The organism is Pseudomonas sp. HP_12 (assembly GCF_055283955.1).
In genome coordinates, this window is sequence record NZ_JBTOQG010000002.1 from 87553 (window position 1) to 107234 (window position 19682).

Annotated in this window: 17 protein-coding genes; 9 read left to right on the top strand and 8 right to left on the bottom strand. The window is 61.2% G+C overall.

From position 1 onward, the window contains the following. Positions 1–67: 67 nt before the first annotated feature. Both ACYASU_RS02760 and ACYASU_RS02765 read right to left on the bottom strand, forming a co-directional pair. A complete protein-coding gene (locus tag ACYASU_RS02760; RefSeq protein ID WP_463581891.1) occupies positions 68–1423 on the bottom strand; it encodes a spinster family MFS transporter in 1356 nt (451 codons plus the stop codon). A 273-nt stretch (positions 1424–1696) separates the two neighbouring features. Beyond that, positions 1697–1996, bottom strand: a complete 300-nt coding sequence (locus tag ACYASU_RS02765; protein ID WP_192171552.1) for a DUF2288 domain-containing protein — start codon at positions 1994–1996, stop codon at positions 1697–1699. A 329-nt stretch (positions 1997–2325) separates the two neighbouring features. Between ACYASU_RS02765 and ACYASU_RS02770 the strand changes: the two genes are divergently transcribed. From ACYASU_RS02770 to ACYASU_RS02790, 5 genes are all read left to right on the top strand, one after another. Continuing rightward, positions 2326–3453 (top strand): branched-chain amino acid ABC transporter substrate-binding protein, encoded by a 1128-nt coding sequence (locus tag ACYASU_RS02770; protein ID WP_463581892.1) that lies wholly within the window; start codon positions 2326–2328, stop codon positions 3451–3453. Positions 3454–3668: 215 nt separating this feature from the next. Further along, the gene (gene livH / locus ACYASU_RS02775) at positions 3669–4595 is read left to right on the top strand and encodes a high-affinity branched-chain amino acid ABC transporter permease LivH (protein WP_172609396.1); all 927 of its coding nucleotides are present in this window, start codon (positions 3669–3671) and stop codon (positions 4593–4595) included. Beyond that, entirely contained in the window at positions 4592–5854 is a 1263-nt protein-coding gene (locus ACYASU_RS02780) for a high-affinity branched-chain amino acid ABC transporter permease LivM (protein WP_192171554.1), read from the top strand. The genes livH and ACYASU_RS02780 overlap by 4 nt, the downstream gene beginning before the upstream one ends. Continuing rightward, positions 5854–6621 carry a high-affinity branched-chain amino acid ABC transporter ATP-binding protein LivG gene (gene livG, locus ACYASU_RS02785; RefSeq protein WP_122536637.1) on the top strand — a complete coding sequence of 256 codons (768 nt, stop codon included), beginning with the start codon at positions 5854–5856 and terminating at the stop codon, positions 6619–6621. The genes ACYASU_RS02780 and livG overlap by 1 nt, the downstream gene beginning before the upstream one ends. Continuing rightward, complete coding sequence (locus ACYASU_RS02790) at positions 6622–7323, top strand: ABC transporter ATP-binding protein (RefSeq protein ID WP_192171555.1); 702 nt, start codon at positions 6622–6624, stop codon at positions 7321–7323. A gap of 396 nt (positions 7324–7719) precedes the next feature. Here the strand turns inward: ACYASU_RS02790 and ACYASU_RS02795 are convergent, their stop codons facing one another. Next, positions 7720–8628 (bottom strand): LysR family transcriptional regulator, encoded by a 909-nt coding sequence (locus ACYASU_RS02795; RefSeq protein ID WP_463581893.1) that lies wholly within the window; start codon positions 8626–8628, stop codon positions 7720–7722. A gap of 105 nt (positions 8629–8733) precedes the next feature. On the opposite strand from ACYASU_RS02795, the gene ACYASU_RS02800 reads away from it, so the two are divergent. From ACYASU_RS02800 to nhaA, 4 genes are all read left to right on the top strand, one after another. Continuing rightward, positions 8734–9333, top strand: a complete 600-nt coding sequence (locus ACYASU_RS02800; protein WP_463581894.1) for a short chain dehydrogenase — start codon at positions 8734–8736, stop codon at positions 9331–9333. Positions 9334–9395: 62 nt separating this feature from the next. Then, on the top strand, positions 9396–10076 hold the full coding sequence (locus tag ACYASU_RS02805; RefSeq protein ID WP_369307166.1) for a hypothetical protein: 681 nt from the start codon (positions 9396–9398) through the stop codon (positions 10074–10076). Between the two features lie 320 nt (positions 10077–10396). Continuing rightward, entirely contained in the window at positions 10397–12010 is a 1614-nt protein-coding gene (locus tag ACYASU_RS02810) for an NAD(P)/FAD-dependent oxidoreductase (RefSeq protein ID WP_463581895.1), read from the top strand. Positions 12011–12180: 170 nt separating this feature from the next. Further along, positions 12181–13371, top strand: coding sequence for a Na+/H+ antiporter NhaA (gene nhaA / locus ACYASU_RS02815; protein ID WP_463581896.1), 1191 nt, complete (start codon positions 12181–12183; stop codon positions 13369–13371). Positions 13372–13457: 86 nt separating this feature from the next. On the opposite strand, the gene ACYASU_RS02820 is transcribed toward nhaA, so the two are convergent. From ACYASU_RS02820 to ACYASU_RS02840, 5 genes are all read right to left on the bottom strand, one after another. After that, positions 13458–13922, bottom strand: a complete 465-nt coding sequence (locus tag ACYASU_RS02820; RefSeq protein WP_037012225.1) for an outer membrane lipoprotein — start codon at positions 13920–13922, stop codon at positions 13458–13460. Positions 13923–14130: 208 nt separating this feature from the next. After that, positions 14131–14778: a pyridoxamine 5'-phosphate oxidase gene (gene pdxH / locus ACYASU_RS02825; RefSeq protein WP_463581897.1), complete on the bottom strand. Its 648-nt coding sequence runs from the start codon at positions 14776–14778 to the stop codon at positions 14131–14133. A 48-nt stretch (positions 14779–14826) separates the two neighbouring features. After that, positions 14827–15933 (bottom strand): OmpA family protein, encoded by a 1107-nt coding sequence (locus ACYASU_RS02830; RefSeq protein WP_463581898.1) that lies wholly within the window; start codon positions 15931–15933, stop codon positions 14827–14829. A 150-nt stretch (positions 15934–16083) separates the two neighbouring features. Then, a complete protein-coding gene (locus ACYASU_RS02835; RefSeq protein WP_463581967.1) occupies positions 16084–17232 on the bottom strand; it encodes a serine hydrolase domain-containing protein in 1149 nt (382 codons plus the stop codon). Between the two features lie 74 nt (positions 17233–17306). Further along, positions 17307–19673: a beta-agarase gene (locus ACYASU_RS02840; RefSeq protein WP_463581899.1), complete on the bottom strand. Its 2367-nt coding sequence runs from the start codon at positions 19671–19673 to the stop codon at positions 17307–17309. Positions 19674–19682 lie beyond the last annotated feature (9 nt).

Here is a 19682-nt window from a genome sequence, read left to right on the forward strand (position 1 = left end):
CTGGCCGTAAAAGGGGACTGATCTTATTTACAACGCTTCACCGTAAATAAATCTGTCCCCTTTTCGGTCACGCCACGGACGGCTTCACCCCCTGCCCCACCGGATCATCCGCCACCATCCCCTCGCGCATCCGCTGCGCATCAGCGCTGAAGCACTTCGACGCGCGCACCAGAAACACCAACACGAAAAACAACGCCACCGGTATCAAGTACATCGCGTCGTGCAGCCCCACCGCCTTGAACGGTTCGGTCATATACTCGACCTGCGCGGCGTACATGGCGGAGTGAGCGAAATGGTCCGACAGCAGCCCCACCACCACCGGTCCCAGCCCGCCGCCCAGCAGATACAGACCAGCAAAGAACAGCGCCATGGCCGTGGCGCGCAGTCGGGGCTGCACCACGTCCTGAATCGCAGTGTAAACGCAGGTGTAGAAGTTGTAGGAAAACAGCCAGCCCAGGCTGAAGACGCCAACGAACACGCCGATCTCGATGCGTCCGGCGTGCAGCGCATAACCGGTGCACAGCGTCGCGACCACCATGCTCATCGCGGCAAACATCAGGCGGCCGTTGCTCCAGCGTTGATGCAGCTTGTCCGCCACCCAGCCGCCGACGGTCAGGCCAACGAGACCGGTCACGCCGACGATCATGCCGGTGGCCATCGCGGCTTCCTGCAAGGGCAGTAAGAAGTAGCGCTGCAGCATCGGCACCATGAACGAGTTGCACGCGTAGGTGGCGAAGTTGAACGCCAGACCGGCGAGCACCAGCCAGCGGAACGTAGGAATCGACAGCACGCGGCGGATCGGCCGGTCGATTTTCTCCTGGGAAATGGCCACGCTTTCAGCGGCGCCCCGGGCCGGCTCGCGAATGAAGAACATGAACACCGCCAGCACTAGCCCCGGCACCGCGGCGATGAAGAACGGCGCGCGCCAGCTGCCGAACGCCTGCACCATCGCGCCGATGGTAAAGAACGCCAGCAGCAGCCCCAGGGGCAATCCCAGCATAAAGATGCCCATGGCTCGGGCGCGGCGGTGGGCGGGGAACAGGTCGCCGATCAACGAGTTGGCCGCGGGCGCATAGCTCGCCTCTCCGATCCCGACGCCCATGCGCACCAGCAGAAACGCCCAGAAGTTGCCGACCAGACCGTTTACCGCCGTCAGCCCGCTCCACACCGCCAGCCCCCAGCCCATCAACTTGCGCCGCGAGCCGTTGTCGGCCATGCGCCCCAACGGCAGCCCGGCCACTGCGTACACCAGGGTGAAGGCGGTGCCGATGATGCCGAGCTGAAAGTCGCTCAGCGACCACTCCTTGCGGATGGGCTCGATGATGATCGCGGGAATCGTGCGGTCGAAGAAATTGAACAGGTTGGCCAGAAACAGCAGAAACAGAACGCGCCAAGCGTTCCTTGCCTGAGTCGATTGATCCATGGGGCGCTCTCTTTCTTGTTATAGGAGGCTATCCCGGCTGACGCCTCCGGTTTGCCTGAAATCTAGTCACGCCTTGGCACTCTGTCTGTGAACATTCGCCCCGCTGATACCCATCCATTGAACGTCCGCCAGAAATCCCGGAGCGACCCTGATGGTTTTCCCAAAATGAAGCACCGATTCGGTGAGACATTCCGCTACCGACGACACACCGGCAGTTACCGCATTACCCACTTTGCCATCATCCGACGCACCATTTTTGAGCAGTGACCAGCGTCACGCCCTCTCGTGGATCAATACCCATGGCGCGACAACCACTGCCCAGAGGGGCGGATTGCGCTCGAAAAGATCCAGAGCCTTTGATTCAGAGACCTTGCCGACGTCCCCACTCTTGAGCCACGCCGCCACTTGCGCCTCACTGTTCTCGGCAAATGCCTGGGCCACGGCGATCAAATCCAGGCTGGGCTCGACCCACAACAGGGCACCCTTCGCAAAAAATGGTTGCAATTCATTCCACGTAATCGAAGCCGTTTCGCCAAGCAGTTTGGCATAGAGGGTGCTAGGTTCTTGCGTCATGGGTTTTCACCGTATTGGAAAATCGGCGCAATGATAGCGCCGCCCTCCGTACCGACAAACCCGGATTCAAGTGATTGATTGCAGGGAAGTTCGCCCAAGCCGACCGGTTCGTTGCCCGACAGGGTTATAGAGCTGGCTTGATTGTGTATCTTTCTGTCGATTAAGCGACATCCACAGGTTTTGCCCCCCGCAGACAGCTATTCAAGCGATCGACCGGCGCTCTAAACTGTTCCGGTACAGTTGCTGGGGGATGGGGCCTTAAGATTCAATCCGGTCCTGCAGCTTTGGCCGTCAGGATTATAAAAACGACAACGCAAGAGTGGAGCATCATGACTAAGGGTATTAATCAGATTTCCAAGCTGTTTGCCGCACTGGTTCTGGCGGGGGTTGCCAGTCACTCGTTCGCAGCTGACACAATCAAGATCGGCATTGCCGGCCCTAAAACCGGTGCTGTGGCCCAGTACGGCGACATGCAGTTCAGCGGCGCCAAGATGGCCATCGACCAGATCAACGCCAAAGGCGGCATCGACGGCAAGAAGCTTGAAGCGGTTGATTACGATGATGCCTGTGACCCGAAACAAGCGGTCGCCATCGCCAACAAAGTGGTCAATGACGGCGTCAAGTTCGTGGTCGGTCACCTCTGCTCCAGCTCCACTCAGCCTGCTTCGGACATCTACGAAGACGAAGGCATCATCATGGTGACCCCGGCGGCCACCAGCCCGGAAATCACCGCCCGCGGTTACAAAATGATCTTCCGCACCATCGGCCTGGACAGCGCCCAGGGCCCGGCTGCCGGCGACTACATCGCCAAGCAGGTCAAACCGAAGATCGTTGCGGTCATCCACGACAAACAGCAATACGGTGAAGGCATCGCTACTGCCGTCAAGCAGACCCTTGAAAAAGACGGCGTGAAAGTCGCCCTGTTCGAAGGCATCAATGCCGGCGACAAGGATTTCTCCTCGCTGATCGCCAAGATGAAGCAAGCCAACGTCGACTTCGTCTACTACGGCGGCTACCACCCTGAGCTGGGTCTGATCCTGCGTCAGGCACAGGAAAAAGGCCTGAAAGCCGGCTTCATGGGTCCGGAAGGCGTGGGCAACGCCTCCATCTCGCAGATCGCTCAGGACGCGTCCGAAGGTCTGCTGGTGACCCTGCCGAAATCCTTCGATCAGGACCCGGCCAACAATGAACTGGTCGCCGCGTTCAAGGCGAAGAAAGAAGACCCAAGCGGTCCGTTCGTGTTCCCGGCCTACGCTGCCGTGGAAGTGATTGCTGAAGCGATCAAGACCGCCAAGTCCGAAGACACCGCGAAAGTGGCAGCCGCCATTCACGCCGGTACGTTCAAGACCCCTACCGGCGATCTGAGCTTCGACGCCAAGGGTGACTTGAAAGACTTCAAATTCGTCGTTTACACCTGGCACAAAGATGGCACCAAGACTGAAGCCCCTGTGAAATAACGCAGCCTTCATGCTTACCCGAAGCCCACTGCAACCGCAGTGGGCTTTGTTTTAGCTGGGCAGCGAATTTCACAAGAATTCCGACCCCTGAACATCTTGAAACCGCACCAGTGAAGCACTGGGCTCGTGCCGGACGCGGACGTAGATCACGACGCGCGAGCGGGAAAGAGACACCACCAGTGAAACACCAGGCAGGTTTTTAGGAGCACTCAGCAATGCCGATAGATCTCTATCACTTTCTTCAACAGCTGGTTAATGGGATGACCATTGGCAGCACTTACGCCTTGATTGCCATTGGCTACACCATGGTTTACGGCATCATCGGCATGATCAACTTCGCCCACGGCGAGGTGTACATGATCGGCTCGTATGTGGCGTTTATCGCCCTGGCCGGTCTGACCATGCTTGGCCTGGACAGCCTGCCCCTGCTGATTACCGCAGCCTTCGTCGCCAGTATTGTGGTGACCAGCGCCTACGGTTACGCCATCGAGCGAGTTGCCTATCGCCCGTTGCGCGGCAGCAACCGTTTGATCCCTCTGATTTCCGCCATCGGCATGTCGATTTTCCTGCAGAACACCGTGCTGTTGTCGCAGGACTCGAAAGACAAATCGATCCCCAACCTCATTCCCGGCAACTTCGTTTTCGGCCCCGGCAGCACCCATGAAGTGGTGATCTCCTACATGCAGATCCTCATCTTCATCGTCACGCTGGTGGCCATGCTCGGTCTGACCTGGTTCATCTCCCGCTCTCGCCTGGGTCGCGCCTGCCGTGCCTGCGCTGAAGACATCAAGATGGCCAACCTGCTGGGGATCAACACCAACAACATCATCGCCCTGACCTTCGTCATCGGTGCCGCTCTCGCTGCGGTCGCTGCGGTGCTGCTGAGCATGCAGTACGGCGTGATCAACCCCAACGCCGGTTTCCTCGTCGGCATCAAAGCCTTTACCGCCGCAGTACTGGGCGGTATCGGCAGTATCCCGGGCGCGATGCTCGGCGGTCTGGTGCTGGGCATCGCCGAAGCCTTTGGCGCCGACATCTTTGGCGACCAGTACAAGGATGTGGTGGCGTTCGGTCTTCTCGTATTGGTGTTGTTGTTCCGGCCAACCGGCCTGCTCGGCCGTCCGGAGGTTGAAAAAGTATGACCAGGAATCTCAAATCGGCCCTCTTCAGCGCAGTGCTGGTGCTGGCCGTCGCTTACCCGATCCTCGGGCTCAAACTGGACATCGTCGGGATCAATCTCGCGGTGGTCGGCGCCAGCACCACCACCGTGCTGCTGATTTTTGCCGCGGCGTTGCTGATGTTCCTGCGCGTGCTGTTCAACGAACAGATCAGCGCCATGTGGCGCTCGCGTCCGCAGAAACAGCTGATGTCCGACAAAACCAGCAACTTTCTGACCCTGCCGTCGACCCAACGCTGGTTCCTCGGCGCGCTGGTGATTGCTGCGCTGGTGTGGCCGTTCTTCGGCTCGCGCGGCGCGGTGGACATCGCGACCCTGATCCTGATCTACGTGATGCTCGGCCTGGGCCTGAACATCGTCGTCGGTCTGGCGGGTCTGCTTGACCTCGGTTACGTCGGCTTTTACGCCGTGGGCGCGTACACCTACGCCCTGCTGCAGCACTACTTCGGCTTCGGTTTCTGGATCTGCCTGCCGCTGGCCGGCCTGGCGTCGGCGACGTTCGGCTTCCTGCTGGGCTTCCCGGTCCTGCGACTGCGTGGTGACTATCTGGCGATCGTGACCTTGGGTTTCGGTGAAATCATTCGCCTGTTCCTGCGTAACCTGACCGACATCACCGGCGGCCCGAACGGCATCAGCAACATCGAAAAACCGACGCTGTTCGGCCTGACGTTCGAGCGCAAGGCTGCAGAAGGCATGCAGACGTTCCACGAATACTTCGGTCTGGAATACAACTCCATCAACAAGGTGATCTTTCTCTACCTGATCGCCCTGCTGCTGGCGCTGTTGGCGCTGTTCGTGATCAACCGGCTGTTGCGCATGCCCATCGGCCGCGCCTGGGAAGCCCTGCGTGAAGACGAAATCGCCTGCCGCGCGCTGGGCCTGAATCCGACCATCATCAAGCTGTCGGCCTTCACCCTCGGTGCTGCATTCGCCGGTTTCGCCGGCAGTTTCTTCGCCGCGCGTCAGGGTTTGATTACACCGGAGTCGTTCACCTTTCTGGAGTCGGCGATCATCCTCGCCATCGTGGTATTGGGCGGCATGGGCTCGCAGCTGGGCGTGATCCTCGCTGCGGTCGTGATGATCCTGTTGCCTGAACTGCTTCGCGAATTCAGCGAATACCGGATGCTCGGCTTCGGCGCCTTGATGGTGCTGATGATGATCTGGCGTCCTCAGGGCTTCCTGCCGATGCAGCGTCCCGTCATGAAACTCAAGGGGGAGCGCTGATGAGCCGTCCACTTCTGCAAGCGTCCGGCTTGTGCATGCGCTTTGGCGGTCTGCTGGCCGTCAACGGCGTCGGTCTGACCGTCAACGAGAAGCAGGTCGTGTCGATGATCGGCCCGAACGGCGCCGGCAAGACCACCGTTTTCAACTGCCTGACCGGCTTCTACAAACCCACCTCCGGCACGATTCTGCTGGACGGCGAGCCGATCCAGGGGCTGGCCGGTCATGAAATCGCCCGTAAAGGCGTGGTGCGAACGTTCCAGAACGTGCGCCTGTTCAAGGAAATGACCGCGGTGGAAAACCTGCTGGTGGCCCAGCATCGCCATCTCAACACGAATTTCCTGTCCGGCCTGTTCAAGACCCCCGCGTACCGCAAAAGCGAGCGCGAGGCGATGGAATATGCCGAGCATTGGCTCGAAGCGGTTGACCTGAAGGAATTCGCCAACCGTCCTGCCGGAACGCTGGCCTACGGTCAGCAACGCCGTCTGGAAATCGCCCGCTGCATGATGACGCGCCCGCGCATCCTGATGCTCGATGAGCCGGCGGCCGGTCTGAACCCGAAAGAAACCGAAGACTTGAAAGCGCTGATCGGCGTGCTGCGTAACGAGCACAACGCGACGGTGTTGCTGATCGAGCACGACATGAAGCTGGTCATGAGCATTTCCGACCATATTGTGGTGATCAATCAGGGCACGCCGCTGGCCGATGGCACGCCCGAGCAGATCCGTGACAATCCTGAAGTGATCAAAGCCTATCTGGGGGAAGCGTAAATGCTGCAGTTCGATAACGTTTCCACGTTCTACGGCAAGATCCAGGCATTGCACGGTGTCAGCATTGATGTGCAGCAGGGTGAGATTGTCACGCTGATCGGCGCCAATGGCGCGGGCAAGTCGACGCTGTTGATGACGCTGTGCGGTTCGCCGCGCGCGCACAGTGGCAGCATCCGCTATATGGGTGAGGAACTGGTCGGTCTGGAGTCGTCGGTGATCATGCGCAAGAGTATTGCGGTGGTGCCGGAGGGCCGTCGTGTGTTCGCCCGTCTGACGGTGGAGGAGAATCTGGCGATGGGCGGGTTCTTCACGGACAAGGCTGATTATCAGGTGCAGATGGATAAGGTGCTTGAGTTGTTTCCGCGTCTGAAGGAGCGCTTCAATCAGCGCGGCGGCACGATGTCCGGCGGTGAGCAGCAGATGCTGGCGATCGGGCGTGCGTTGATGAGCAAGCCGAAGCTGTTGTTGCTGGATGAGCCTTCGCTGGGTCTGGCGCCGATTATTATTCAGCAGATTTTCGAGATTGTTGAGCAGTTGCGGCGGGATGGGGTGACGGTGTTTCTGGTGGAGCAGAATGCGAATCAGGCGTTGAAGATCGCTGATCGTGCGTATGTTCTGGAGAATGGCCGGGTGGTGATGCAGGGGTCGGGGGCGGAGTTGCTGGTTGATCCGAAAGTGCGGGATGCTTATTTAGGCGGCTAAAGCAGGATCAAGGGCGTCTGCCTGGGGGCAGACGTTTCGCCTTCGGCGAGTTACTTGGAAAAGCACCCCAAGTAACCAAGGGTGCCTGCTCCTGGCTAGGTTCCTCCTGCGTCGGAATTCCCTCACTTCGACGACGCTCCGTGGGCCCGCGCCGAACGGACATCCATGTCCTGACGGCGCTCTCGCCGCATCCATGCGGCTCGACCCACTCCGCGTCGTCTGCGTTCAGCCTGCACCCAAGTCGCGTTTTGCGGTGCCTGGGCTTTTTGTGTTCAAAGATCAAAAGCAACGGCAACGGCAACTGCTTCCCGGCTAAAGTGTTTACAGGGGACTGATTTATTTACAGCGCTTCACCGTAAATTAATCTGTCCCCGCTCGATTTGATAACCCCAGAAGTCAGAGCTGTTCCAGCGCCGCAGTGCTGCGCTCGAACCATTCGCCTAAATAATCCGCCATGACTTGCACCCGCCTCGGCAGCCGTCCTTCAAAAGGGTGAACCAGGTACAGGGACGAGACCGGCGTCTGGTAATTACGCAGCAACCAGTGCAACCGTCCTTCTTTCAGTTCCTCATGGACCATGTACGACGGCAGGCGGGCGATGCCGGCGCCGACCAGGGCGGCTTTTTTGAGGAGGCCGTAGTGGTTGCTGGCGAAGGTGCCGCGGACGTTGACGCGGGTCAGTTCGTGTTTCTGGTGGTAGCCCCAGGATTCGCGGCCGGCGTGATGGCTGTTGAGCAGGCATCGGTGGACGCGCAGTTCTTCAGGGGTTTGCGGGGTGCCGTGTCTGGCGAGGTAGTCCGGGCTGGCGCAGGTCAGCTCCTGTAGCGACAGCAACGGCTTCGCCACCAGGCGTTCGTCGATCCCCACGCTGGAACGTATGCCCAGGTCGAAGCCATCACGGCGCATGTCGCGGAAGTGGTTGTTGAGGTCCAGTTCCACCTGAACGTCAGGGTAGGTGTGGGCGAATTCGGTGAGCAGGCCTTCGAAGAAGGTTTCGCCCAACGACACCGGCACGGTCAGGCGCACGGTGCCGATCAGGCTTTCGCCCAGGTAGGCCATGGCGTCGCGGACGCGGTCGCGTTGGGCCAGTAACGCGCGGGCTTCGGGCAGGAGAATGGCGCCCGCCGAGGTCAGCGTCAGGCTGCGGGTGGTGCGATGGAGCAGCGTCACGCCGAAGTTTTTTTCCAGTTTGCTGATGCGCTTGGACAGTTGGCTGGTACTGGTGTCCAGCCATTGCGCGGCCAGGGTGAAGCTGTTGGCCTCCACCAGCATCGCGAACGCGGCCAGGTCGTCCATTTCGCTCATGATTGTTTCCTTTCTGACAAACCGGGATTGCCGTTTAGCCCCTGTTTCGGTGGGAAAAGGCGACTCACACTGAGCGCCTGATCCATACCAGGGGAAAACCGCATCATGAAAATTCTATTGATTGGCGCCAGTGGCACCATCGGCTCGGCGATCGAGAAAGAGTTGGCGCCACGCCACGAGATCGTTCGCATCGGCAGAACCGCCGCAGACGAGCACGTCGATATTAGTGACAGCGACTCGATCCGCAAACTATTCGAACGGACAGGCCCTTTCGACGCATTGATCTGCGCCGCCGGCAATGTCACCTTCGCGCCGCTCGGCGAGATGACGGCCGAGTCCTTCTCCCTGGGCCTGCGCGACAAGCTGATGGGTCAGGTCAATCTGCTGCTGATCGGCCGGGAATTCGCCAACGACGGCGCGTCCTTCACCTTCACCACCGGCATCACCAGCGTCGATCCGATTCGCACCGGGGCGTCAGCCAGCCTGGTCAACGGCGCCATCGACGCCTTCGTGCGGGCCGCCGCCATCGAGATGCCGCGGGGCATGCGGGTCAACTCGGTCAGCCCCAACGTGCTGGTCGAAGCCATGGGCAGCTACGCGCCGTACTTTCGCGGCTTCAAGCCGGTCCCCGCAGCGGATGTAGCATTGGCGTACGCAAAAAGTGTCGAAGGGCTACAAACCGGACAGACGTATCGCGTTGGCTAATCGCCCCTTGTGATGAGCGAGCAGGCTGAGTAACGTGGCGGCACTTGTCTGGAGACCGCCCCATGTCCGCTGCTCGTTCCGCCCTGATGTTCGCCCTGTTGCCTTTGTTTGCCGGCTGCCAGTTGATGCCCATGTCCTCCAATGACAGCAAGGTGTCGACCGCTGGCATGATCCGCATGCAGGGCACCCTCAGCGGTGACGGCGGCAAGCTGTTCTTCGCCCCATGCAACGAACAGCGCCGCTATGCAGTCACCGACAAGGGCAACACCGGCGTCCTGCAGGAAGCCGCTTCGGTGGTGGACAAGAACGGCAAGGCGTTCGCCGATGTACGCGGCAACTTCGTCGCGAGCAAAGCACAGGGCAGTGACGGTCAGGCTGACATTTACCAGCTCTACCGCGTCGAGCGCCCGAGCGGTGCCTGCGAGGACCCCAACTTCAAGCGCCTGACAATTCATGCCAGCGGCAACGGCCCGAAATGGAACCTCAACGCCAGCGGCAAGGGTCTGGTGCTTGAGCGCGAAGGCCAGGAGCCGTTCGCTGTGCCGTACATGGAAGAGCAGATGCCCGAGGGCCGCTTCAACCTGATCACCGACGCCAACAATCAGCACGTCGAGCTCTACGTCGCGCCGTTGCGCTGTGTGGACCCGTCGAACGGCTCGGTGCAGCACCTGACCGCCGAACTGCGGGTCAACGGCCAGGTTCAGCGCGGCTGCGCGTATTTCGGGGCGATGCGTAACGATTGATAGCCTTACGCTGAACCTGAAACCTCAAACCTGAATCTGTACAGGCGCAACACTGGTGGGAGTGAGCTTGCTCGCGAATGCGGTAGGTCAGGCGCTCACAGCGCTGACTGACAAGACGCTTTCGCGAGCAAGCTCGCTCCCACCTGTTCCCCATCAGCCTCGAGAATCAAGTTTTCCCAACTGACTCGGTGCAAAGCTAAACGGCGGCTGCGCGGCGGATGTCGTCGCTCGGGCCACCGCTCCCTGCTCAATGTGGCTTATAATCGCGCGCTCTTGTAGTGCTGCCGGGCCGATCCTGCGGCCCGAAACCGGATCTTTCAATGTTACGAATCACCGAATTCAAACTGCCGCTGGACCACGCGGACGACGAACTGCGCCCCGCACTTCTGCAACGCCTGGCCATCGGCAGCGACGAGCTTCTGGATTTCACCCTGTTCAAGCGCAGCTATGATGCGCGCAAGAAATCCACCGAGCTGCAGTTCATTTACACCATCGACTTCCAGGTGCGCGACGAAGCCGCCCTGCTCCAGCGCCTGAGCCACGACAAACACATTGGCCCGGCGCCAGACGTCAGTTACAAAGTGGTCGGCCACGCCCCTGCCGATCTGAGCCAGCGTCCGTTGGTGGTCGGCTTCGGCCCGTGCGGGATTTTCGCCGGCCTGTTGCTGGCGCAGATGGGCTTCAAGCCAATCATCCTCGAACGCGGCACCGAAGTCCGTCAGCGGACCAAGGACACCTGGGAGCTGTGGCGCAAGAACGTGCTCAACCCGGAGTCCAACGTGCAGTTCGGCGAAGGCGGCGCCGGGACGTTCTCCGACGGCAAGCTCTACAGTCAGATCAAAGACCCGAAATTCATCGGTCGCAAGGTCTTGCACGAGTTCGTCAAAGCCGGCGCGCCGGAAGAGATTCTCTACGTCAGCAAGCCGCACATCGGCACCTTCCGGTTGACCGGCGTCGTCGAGAACATGCGTCATCAGATCGAAGCGCTGGGCGGCGAAGTGCGTTTCCAGCAGCGGGTCACCGATGTGCTGATCGAAGACGGCCAGATGCAGGGCGTCGTGCTCGATAGCGGCGAGCGCATCGACTCGCGGCACGTCATTCTGGCGCTGGGCCACAGCGCCCGGGACACCTTCCGCATGCTTCACGGGCGCGGCGTGTTCATGGAGGCCAAGCCGTTTTCGGTCGGCTTCCGCATCGAGCACCCTCAGGGCTTGATCGACCGCGCGCGACTGGGCAAGTACGCCGGTCACCCCAAGCTGGGCGCTGCCGATTACAAGCTGGTGCACCACGCCAAGAACGGCCGTTCGGTGTACAGCTTCTGCATGTGCCCCGGCGGCACCGTGGTGGCGGCAACCTCTGAGCCCAACCGCGTGGTCACCAACGGCATGAGCCAGTACTCGCGCAACGAGCGCAACGCCAACTCCGGCATCGTCGTCGGCATCACCCCTGAGCAGGATTATCCGGGCAGCCCGCTGGCCGGCATCGAACTGCAGGAGCGACTGGAGTCCCACGCCTACATCATGGGCGGCGAAACCTACGAGGCTCCGGCGCAACTGGTAGGCGATTTCATCGCGGGCAAGGCGTCAACGGCGTTGGGCGGCGTAGAACCTTCCTACAAGCCGGGCGTCAAGCTGACCGACCTTGCCGACGCATTGCCCGCCTTCGCCATCGAAGCCATTCGTGAGGCGCTGCCGGCGTTCGAGAAACAGATCAGAGGATTTTCGCAGCACGACGCGATCCTCACCGGCATTGAAACGCGCACCTCCTCCCCCCTGCGCATCACCCGTGGCGAGGACCTGCAGAGCCTCAACGTCAAAGGCCTGTTCCCGGCAGGCGAAGGCGCAGGCTATGCCGGCGGCATCTTGTCGGCCGGCGTCGACGGGATCCGCATCGCCGAAGCGTTGGCCCGAAATATCTTGGGCATCACTGAATAAGCCACTTAAAGGCATCGCCCTACAGCACTCGGAAACGAATCCATACGATTCGTGAGCGGTGTCTGTAGGGCGTTATTTTTGATTACAAATTCGGCTTCAGATCCTGTTTTCAGACACCAGAACGCGCGTTAGGGTGGCGCTCCTTTTCAGGCTGCCCTTGGAGCGTCACCTTGCCCGTACGCAATACATTCAGACGTTTCTTCCAGCTGGAAGCCGCCGGTGGCTTGCTGCTGATCGCCGCCGCGGCCCTCGCCCTGATCATCAACAATTCTCCCCTGTCCTGGCTGTATAACGGCTGGCTGGAAACGCCGGTCGTTTCCCAGATCGGCGCGTTGCACATCGCCAAACCGTTGCTGCTGTGGATCAACGACGGCCTGATGGCGTTGTTCTTCCTGCTGATCGGGCTGGAGGTCAAGCGCGAGGTCCTGCAAGGGCATCTCTCGCGGCCCTCGCAAATTGTCCTGCCGGGCGCGGCGGCCATTGGCGGCATGGTTATCCCTGCCCTGCTCTTCCGGGCGCTTAACTCAGACAATACAGCCGCCCTGAGTGGCTGGGCGATTCCCATGGCCACCGATATCGCCTTCGCCCTGGGCGTGCTGGCGTTGCTGGGCAAACGGGTGCCGGTGTCGCTCAAGCTGTTTCTCATGACCCTGGCGATCATCGATGATTTGGGCGCGATCATTGTCATCGCGCTGTTCTACTCCGGCGAACTGTCCAACCTGGCATTGGCGCTGGCAGCCGCGTCGATTGCCGGGCTGATCACCATGAACCGCCTGGGCGTGACGAGACTCGCGCCCTACTTGCTGATCGGCACCGTCTTGTGGGTCTGCGTGCTGAAGAGCGGCGTCCACGCCACGCTGGCCGGCGTTGTGCTGGCGTTCTGCATTCCGCTGCGGACGACCAAAGACGTCGCCTCCCCCCTGCAGCAACTCGAACACGCCCTGCATCCCTGGGTGGCGTATTTCATTCTGCCGCTGTTCGCGTTCGCCAACGCCGGCGTCCCTTTGGCCGGCGTGACGCTGGAGAGCTTCACCCATCCCGTACCGCTCGGCATCGCACTGGGTCTGCTGCTGGGCAAAGTCATCGGTGTGTTTGGCCTGACGTGGCTGGCAATCAAGACAGGGCTCGCATCACTGCCGACCGGCGCAAACTGGGGGCAGGTGCTGGGGGTTTCGATGCTGTGCGGGATCGGCTTCACCATGAGCCTGTTTGTCGGCTCACTGGCGTTCGTGCCGGGACAAAGCGAGTTTGCCGGGATGGATCGAATGGGGATTTTGACGGGGTCTGTTCTTGCCGCGGTGATCGGCTACGGCATCACCGCAATGGCCAGTCGCAGCACGCGCTCAGCAGCGTTGAAATGAAACGCTGAAATGCAAAACGCCCCGAATGATCGGGGCGTTTTCGCTGGCGGACATTTTACGCCCAGCTTCGAGACATGCAGCGCGGCTTAGTGGCTGACGCGACTGGTGCCGTTGACGGTCATGATGCGAACGCGCTCACCCACTCGGAAGATCTCGTTTTCCTGAACTTCCTGCACATAAGCACGCATGGTGCCATCGTCTTCACGCACGGTGATCTCGACGCCTTGAGCTCGGGTCAGGCCGCCTTCCGCTGCCGAACCCAGCAGACCACCAGCGACTGCACCGATCACGGCCGTCACGATGCTCCCGCGACCGCCACCGATGGCGCTGCCACCCACGCCACCGACGATGGCACCGGCGCCTGCGCCGATCGGGGTTTTGGTGCCTTCAATCTTCACCGGACGCAACGATTCGATCGTGCCCAGCCGTACGGTCTGCACCTGACGAGCTTCGTCGCGCGAGTACGAGTCGCCGGTGAGGCTTGAAGTACAGCCGCCCAGCGTCAGCGCCATGGCGGTGAACGAAGCAACCAACAGAACAGACTTACGCATAACAGTTATCTCCAGAGGTACAGGTAGCCATTAGACTCTGCCACGCCAATCGATGTCACGGTCCTGTACCGATAATTTACGTTTATTCAGGCGTGATACAGCAACCCGCCGACGTCTACTTCAGTGGACGACGCCGCCGGAAATTGATTCAAAGAAAAGTGTGACAGAGACCTTGGTGCTAACAGCCTGGCAGTCCGAAGACCCGCACTCAGGGCGCGAGGCGCTCGCGCTGCCACTCATCTTCCAGCAGACGATAGTTCAGGCGGTCATGCAGACGGCTTGGACGTCCCTGCCAGAATTCGATGCGATCCGGCACCAGACGATAGCCGCCCCAGTGATCGGGACAGTCAGGCTGGGCGTCCATGAAACGCGCCTCGGTGGCTTTGAGCAAACCTTCGAGCTCTTCACGGTCGGCGATCACCCGACTTTGCGGGGATGCCCAGGCACCCAGGCGGCTGCCGAGGGGGCGTACCTGAAAATAGGCGTCGGATTCTTCGTGGCTGACCCTGGACACGCGGCCTTCGATGCGCACCTGACGTTCCAGCGAGGGCCAGAAAAACGTCATGGCGGCAAAAGGACGGGCGCTCAACTGCTGGCCTTTGGCGCTCTCGTAGTTGGAAAAAAACGTGAAGCCCTGAGCGTCCAGGCCTTTGAGCAGCAGGACGCGGCAGTGGGGGCGACCGTCGGCGTCGACGGTCGCCAGCGTCATGGCGTTGGCCTCGACCGGCGCTTGCTCGGTTTCGACCGCTTCGTTGAACCAGCGATGGAACAGTGCGAAGGGCTCTTCCGGAGCCTGGGCTTCGGTCAACCCTTCGCGGGCATAGTTGCGACGCATATCGGCCAGACGCTGGCTCATCACTGCCTTCCTTAATCGAGATTCGTGAACAGAATCCCGATCTTAACCTCAGTTGCTGGCTTGAGCATCCGGGGCAGGTTTTTTGGCCGCTGCTTTCGCAGGCGCTGCCTTGGCTTTCACCGGCGCTGCTTTCTTCACAGGTGCTTTCTTGGCCGCAGGCGCTTTGGCGGCGGAAGCCTTGGTAGCAACGGCTTTCTTGGCCGGTGCAGCCGATTTGGCAGGCGCAGCAGCCTTGGTCGGCGCAGCAACCGGTGCCGGCGCCGGCGCGTTGGCGGTCTGCACGGCCAGCAGGGTCGGCGCTGGCGGCAGGTTGTACTTGGCCATTTCGGCAACCATGGTGTCCTGCGGCGTCAGGATGATTTCCACGCGACGGTTGAGTGCGCGACCCGGCGCGCTGTCACCGGCCGCACGGGGCATGTCGGCGCCCATGCCACGCAGGTTCAGACGATTACGCTGCAGGCCGCTGAGGCGGAAGATCGCCGCAACCGACTGGGCGCGCTGCTGGCTGATCTTGAGATCGGCATCGCTGGAGACGTCGCTGTGGCCCAACACCAGAACGGCGGCGCGCTGGTCGACTTCGACGATCTTGGCCATGCGGCTGATCGGGCCGAGGTTGGTCGGCAGTAGCATTTCCGGACGCTTCGGGTTGAAGGTGCTGTCGACCGGCGCGGTGACCACGAGGATGTCGTCACGGCGTTCAAGCTGGAACTGGCTGTCCTTGATCGCTTCGCGAATTTTTGGCTCGTTCAGATCCAGCCAGGCCTGGGTCACCTTCGGGTCGACTTTGGGAACAGCCGGCGCGGCGTCTTTTTTTGCTTCGGTTGCGCCGAACGGCCACCACCACTTGTTGGCGTCGCCGGCCTGGGCAACCGCCGGGGCGGCAGCCGGTTGGGTGGCGGCTACTTCTGGCTTCTTCTCGGTTTCGCCGTGGTCAGAACCAAACGGCCAGTACCAACGTGTACCGGTCTCGGCCTGGGCCTTTGCCACTTGGGCAGCCGCCGGGTTTGGCGCTGGGGCTGCAGGCGCTGCATCGGCGCCCTTGCTCGAACCGAACGACCACCAGTGGTCATTGCTGGCCGACTGATCCTGAGGGGTTTGCGCACAGCCGGTGACGGCGATGCAGATGGCGAATGCGAGGCTTTTGTTAGCTGACATGGGTGACCCACATGAATAATTGATCAGAAAATGAACGAAGCAGCGCTCATATAACACGCATAAAGACCGTTTTGGAAAAAGAAACCGCCCTACGGCTCGGTTATCCAGATTTAACTGACAGTCGGTAGAACAAGCACTTAACGGCGATAGTTATTGCAAACACTCACCAAGCACGCGCACCAGACCCTGAGCCCGCGGATCCATCAGCACATAAGGACCAAGGGTGTTCGTCACGAACCCAAACGCTACATCGCGCTCGGGATCGGCGAAGCCAACCGAGCCACCTGCGCCGGGATGGCCAAATGACTTGGCACCCAGCCCGAACGTCGCGTTAGGCACCGCGGGTTGATCGAGCATGCAACCCAGCCCGAAGCGGGTCTGGGTCAGCAGTGTCTTGTCCTGGCCGATGCTGTGCTCGCGCGTGAGCTCGTTGAGCATGTCGCCGTCCAGCAGGCTGCCGTCGAGCAAGCCGCTGTAGAAGCCGGCCAGACTGCGTGCGTTGCCATGGCCATTAGCGGCAGGTTGCTGCATGCGCCGCCATTCCGGCTTGTTGGTGCTGGTCATGATCGACGGCGGGTTGGTGAACGCCCTCGCCGTCATGGACGCAGGTTCGCGCATCGTGGTCTGCAGCAGTCGCTGCGCGGCCTCATCACCGGCATTGCCCTTGCCTCTGGCAATGTGGGCGACGCGGTGAAACTCCTCGTCGGCAAGACCGACGTGGAAGTCCAGGCCCAGCGGACGTGAAATACGCGCAGCGATGGACTCACCCGGCCCGCGGCCGTCGGCGCGACGAATCATCTCGCCCACCAGCCAGCCGTAAGTGATCGCGGCATACCCGTGGCCCTGACCCGGTGTCCACCAGGGTTCCTCGGCAGCCAATACGCGGGTCATGGCCTGCCAGTCGTAAAGCGCTTCGGCCGGCAATATTTCACGGATCGCCGGGAGCCCGGCCTGATGACACAGCAACTGGCGCAGCGTGACGGACTGTTTGCCGTTGGCCGCAAACTCAGGCCAGAGACGGGCGACAGCCTCATCCAGATTCAGCTTGCCCTCGCCCACCAATTGCAAGGCCGTGACCGCCGTAAAAGTCTTGGTGCAGGAGAAGAGATTGGCGATGGTGTCGCTGTGCCAGACCTCGCCGCCGTCCTTGTCTGCCGTGCCCGCCCACAGATCCAGCACCGTCTCGCCGCCAATCTGCACGCACAGCGCAGCGCCACGCTCCTGCGGGTCGTCGAACAGCGCGGCGAACGCTTCGCGTACGGCCTCAAACTGAAGCTCGAAATGGCCTTGAATCTGCACGGTCTGGCTCTCCGGTCGGGCTGCAAAAATGGCGAACATTGTTCCAGCGATTGAATGCTTTGGGAACCGCCCGGTTAAGGGCGTTTGCCGATCACATCCACGACCTGTCCATTGGCCTTGCGCACTGCCTCAACGAAGCCCTGGTACGGCACGTCGGTGATGCCCACCAGCCCGAGATGGCCGTTTTCGCCGTCGAGCAAGCGGCCGGTGACAGGCTGATCCAGATACTGGAACCAGTGCACGCCGACGATGGAGGGCTCGGCCAGCGCGCTTTTCAGGAAATTGGCGTACGCCGGGCCGCGATCTTCCTCACGGGGCACTTCGAGCACTCCGCCCCAGAATGGCCCGCGATCACGGGAGCCGAAATGAAACTCGGTGACCATCACAGGCTTGTCGAGCACGCGCAGTTTCGCGAAGTCCACGCCGTCCTGGGGTTTGAGGGTGTAGACGTTGAAGCTCAGCACGTCGCAGAACTTGGCGCAGGCTTCAACCGCCTCGGGACTGGTGACGCCAAAGCGGCCACCGAGCAGCAGATGGTTCGGCGCATGCCACTTGAGCGCGTCGGAAATGGTTTTGAAATAGGTCTCGGCGAACACGCGCTGGAAATACCGGAAGTCGTTTTCGATCTCCGGGTGCTCTGCGCTGGGCAGCGGCGGCTCGAAACCCGGGTCTTCCATCAACTCCCACGCGGCGAGATGGATGCCCCACGCCTTGGACAGCCCTTCTTCGTTGCGGTACTTGTCGCGCAACTGCTTGAGAAACGCGCGCTTGGCCGGCACATCGGTGGTCAACTTCAGCGTGCCGTAGGCCAATGCGTAGCGATCCTTCGGATCGTTGCCCGGCGCCGCCCAGGCCAATTCGTTATCCGCGAAGTAACCGATCAGGTACGGATCATCGCGATGGTCGCGTGCAGCGATGGCAACGGCCCGCTCGGTGGCCATGGCGAAGCGCGGATCGAACGGGTCAGGCATGCCGCCCCACCAATCCAGACCGGTGCTGATGCTCACGTAGTCGCCCACGATGGACAGCGGCAGCGTGTAGGGCACGCGGTCTTTTTTGCTGCTTTCCAGGTTCTGCAGCGACGAATCGCTCCAGTTGCCAACGGTGTTGAAGCCCCAGGCCTGCAAGCGTTGCAGGGTGTGATCAACCCAGCGCTTGCTGTCCACGATCACCGGCTTGCATTCAATGGCAGGCGCGGGCGTAGCGGGCTTTTCCGGCTGAGGCGCCGGCGCGCTCTGCTCGGCAGAGCTGTCGCCAGTGGATACGGTCGTTGCAGGAGTGGCAGCCGGGCTTTCGTCTTCGTCGTCAGCCGGCTCGACCGGCTTTGAGACTTCCACGCACTTGGGCACGCCGTACGTGCGTTGCAGGTTGGCGCCATAGAAATCGAACCAGCGGCCCTGATCGAATTGACGGTTGCGGTTGGCCCCCGTCTCGCGGTTGTCATCGCCCTTGCCGTAGAACACGGCGAGCGGATCGTCACTGCCGGGCAGGCCGGTGAACATGGCTTCGCGGCCTTCGACGTAGGTCTGGCTGTCGTCAGCGGAGACGGCGTTTACCCCCAGCGAGTAGAACGGATGGCCTTCCGGCGTCACCAGATACCAGCGATCGTCGCGCTTCTCGGTGCGGAAAAAGCCCTTCGCTTCGAAGGACGGGCCGCTGAGCAAACCACCGTATTTGTCGTGGGCCGGGCGGTCTTTCAGCCAGGTTTGCAGTTGTTGCTGTTCCTTGGCCGCCAATGTCTTGAGCTGGTCGTCGCTGGTGACCTTCTCCGGCCACTTGCCCCGGGTGAACTGACCGTAGCCGTCGACCAGGTTGCTGTAGGCCGCGGTTTGCAGCGCGTCGCCCTCTTGCACGCCGAACTTCTCGATCAAGACGGACTGGGCAACGTTGGGTTGAGACATCGACACGGTGACCGATGAAACTTCAGCGCTGTTCAGCTCACCTTCGGTGTTGGCCAGCAACACGCGCTGCCCTTCGTACATCCATGGCATCGGTGGGCCGGCGCGCATACCCTGGGTCATCGGCGAACTGGCCTTGAGCGGCAGCACCAGGGTTTGCGCCGGGCCGGCCGGCAGGTCGATGCGGCTGGTGAGAATTTTGCCGTCGCGGCTTTCGATCTGCACGTACACCGTCAACGCCCAATCCATCGCGCTTTGCAGGCGCAAGGTCATGGCGCTGTCGTGGCTCCAGTCCCAGACGCCGGTCTGCGGGGTCAGTTGCAGGCTGGGTTTTGCGACCGGATTGAAGACCACCCGGCGCAGCACTTCGCCTTCGGCGGTCTGTTCGGCGTTCGCCTGGGGAAACCCGGCATCCTGGGTCGTGACCTTCACCACGTCGGCGGGCCGCACGAAATTGAACAGCGTCTGCTGCACGTCAGGCGCGGCCTGGGCCATGCCGGCGCACAGCGTGGCAATGATGGCGGACAGTGAACGGCGAATCATGTGATCGGA

What these genes read in the sequence shown, in the direction of transcription:
- ACYASU_RS02760 (WP_463581891.1), bottom strand. Translation starts at nt 1,423, where the DNA reads ATGGATCAATCGACTCAGGCAAGGAACGCTTGGCGCGTTCTGTTTCTG.
- ACYASU_RS02765 (WP_192171552.1), bottom strand. Translation starts at nt 1,996, where the DNA reads ATGACGCAAGAACCTAGCACCCTCTATGCCAAACTGCTTGGCGAAACG.
- ACYASU_RS02770 (WP_463581892.1), top strand. Translation starts at nt 2,326, where the DNA reads ATGACTAAGGGTATTAATCAGATTTCCAAGCTGTTTGCCGCACTGGTT.
- livH (WP_172609396.1), top strand. Translation starts at nt 3,669, where the DNA reads ATGCCGATAGATCTCTATCACTTTCTTCAACAGCTGGTTAATGGGATG.
- ACYASU_RS02780 (WP_192171554.1), top strand. Translation starts at nt 4,592, where the DNA reads ATGACCAGGAATCTCAAATCGGCCCTCTTCAGCGCAGTGCTGGTGCTG.
- livG (WP_122536637.1), top strand. Translation starts at nt 5,854, where the DNA reads ATGAGCCGTCCACTTCTGCAAGCGTCCGGCTTGTGCATGCGCTTTGGC.
- ACYASU_RS02790 (WP_192171555.1), top strand. Translation starts at nt 6,622, where the DNA reads ATGCTGCAGTTCGATAACGTTTCCACGTTCTACGGCAAGATCCAGGCA.
- ACYASU_RS02795 (WP_463581893.1), bottom strand. Translation starts at nt 8,628, where the DNA reads ATGAGCGAAATGGACGACCTGGCCGCGTTCGCGATGCTGGTGGAGGCC.
- ACYASU_RS02800 (WP_463581894.1), top strand. Translation starts at nt 8,734, where the DNA reads ATGAAAATTCTATTGATTGGCGCCAGTGGCACCATCGGCTCGGCGATC.
- ACYASU_RS02805 (WP_369307166.1), top strand. Translation starts at nt 9,396, where the DNA reads ATGTCCGCTGCTCGTTCCGCCCTGATGTTCGCCCTGTTGCCTTTGTTT.
- ACYASU_RS02810 (WP_463581895.1), top strand. Translation starts at nt 10,397, where the DNA reads ATGTTACGAATCACCGAATTCAAACTGCCGCTGGACCACGCGGACGAC.
- ACYASU_RS02820 (WP_037012225.1), bottom strand. Translation starts at nt 13,922, where the DNA reads ATGCGTAAGTCTGTTCTGTTGGTTGCTTCGTTCACCGCCATGGCGCTG.
- pdxH (WP_463581897.1), bottom strand. Translation starts at nt 14,778, where the DNA reads ATGAGCCAGCGTCTGGCCGATATGCGTCGCAACTATGCCCGCGAAGGG.
- ACYASU_RS02830 (WP_463581898.1), bottom strand. Translation starts at nt 15,933, where the DNA reads ATGTCAGCTAACAAAAGCCTCGCATTCGCCATCTGCATCGCCGTCACC.
- ACYASU_RS02840 (WP_463581899.1), bottom strand. Translation starts at nt 19,673, where the DNA reads ATGATTCGCCGTTCACTGTCCGCCATCATTGCCACGCTGTGCGCCGGC.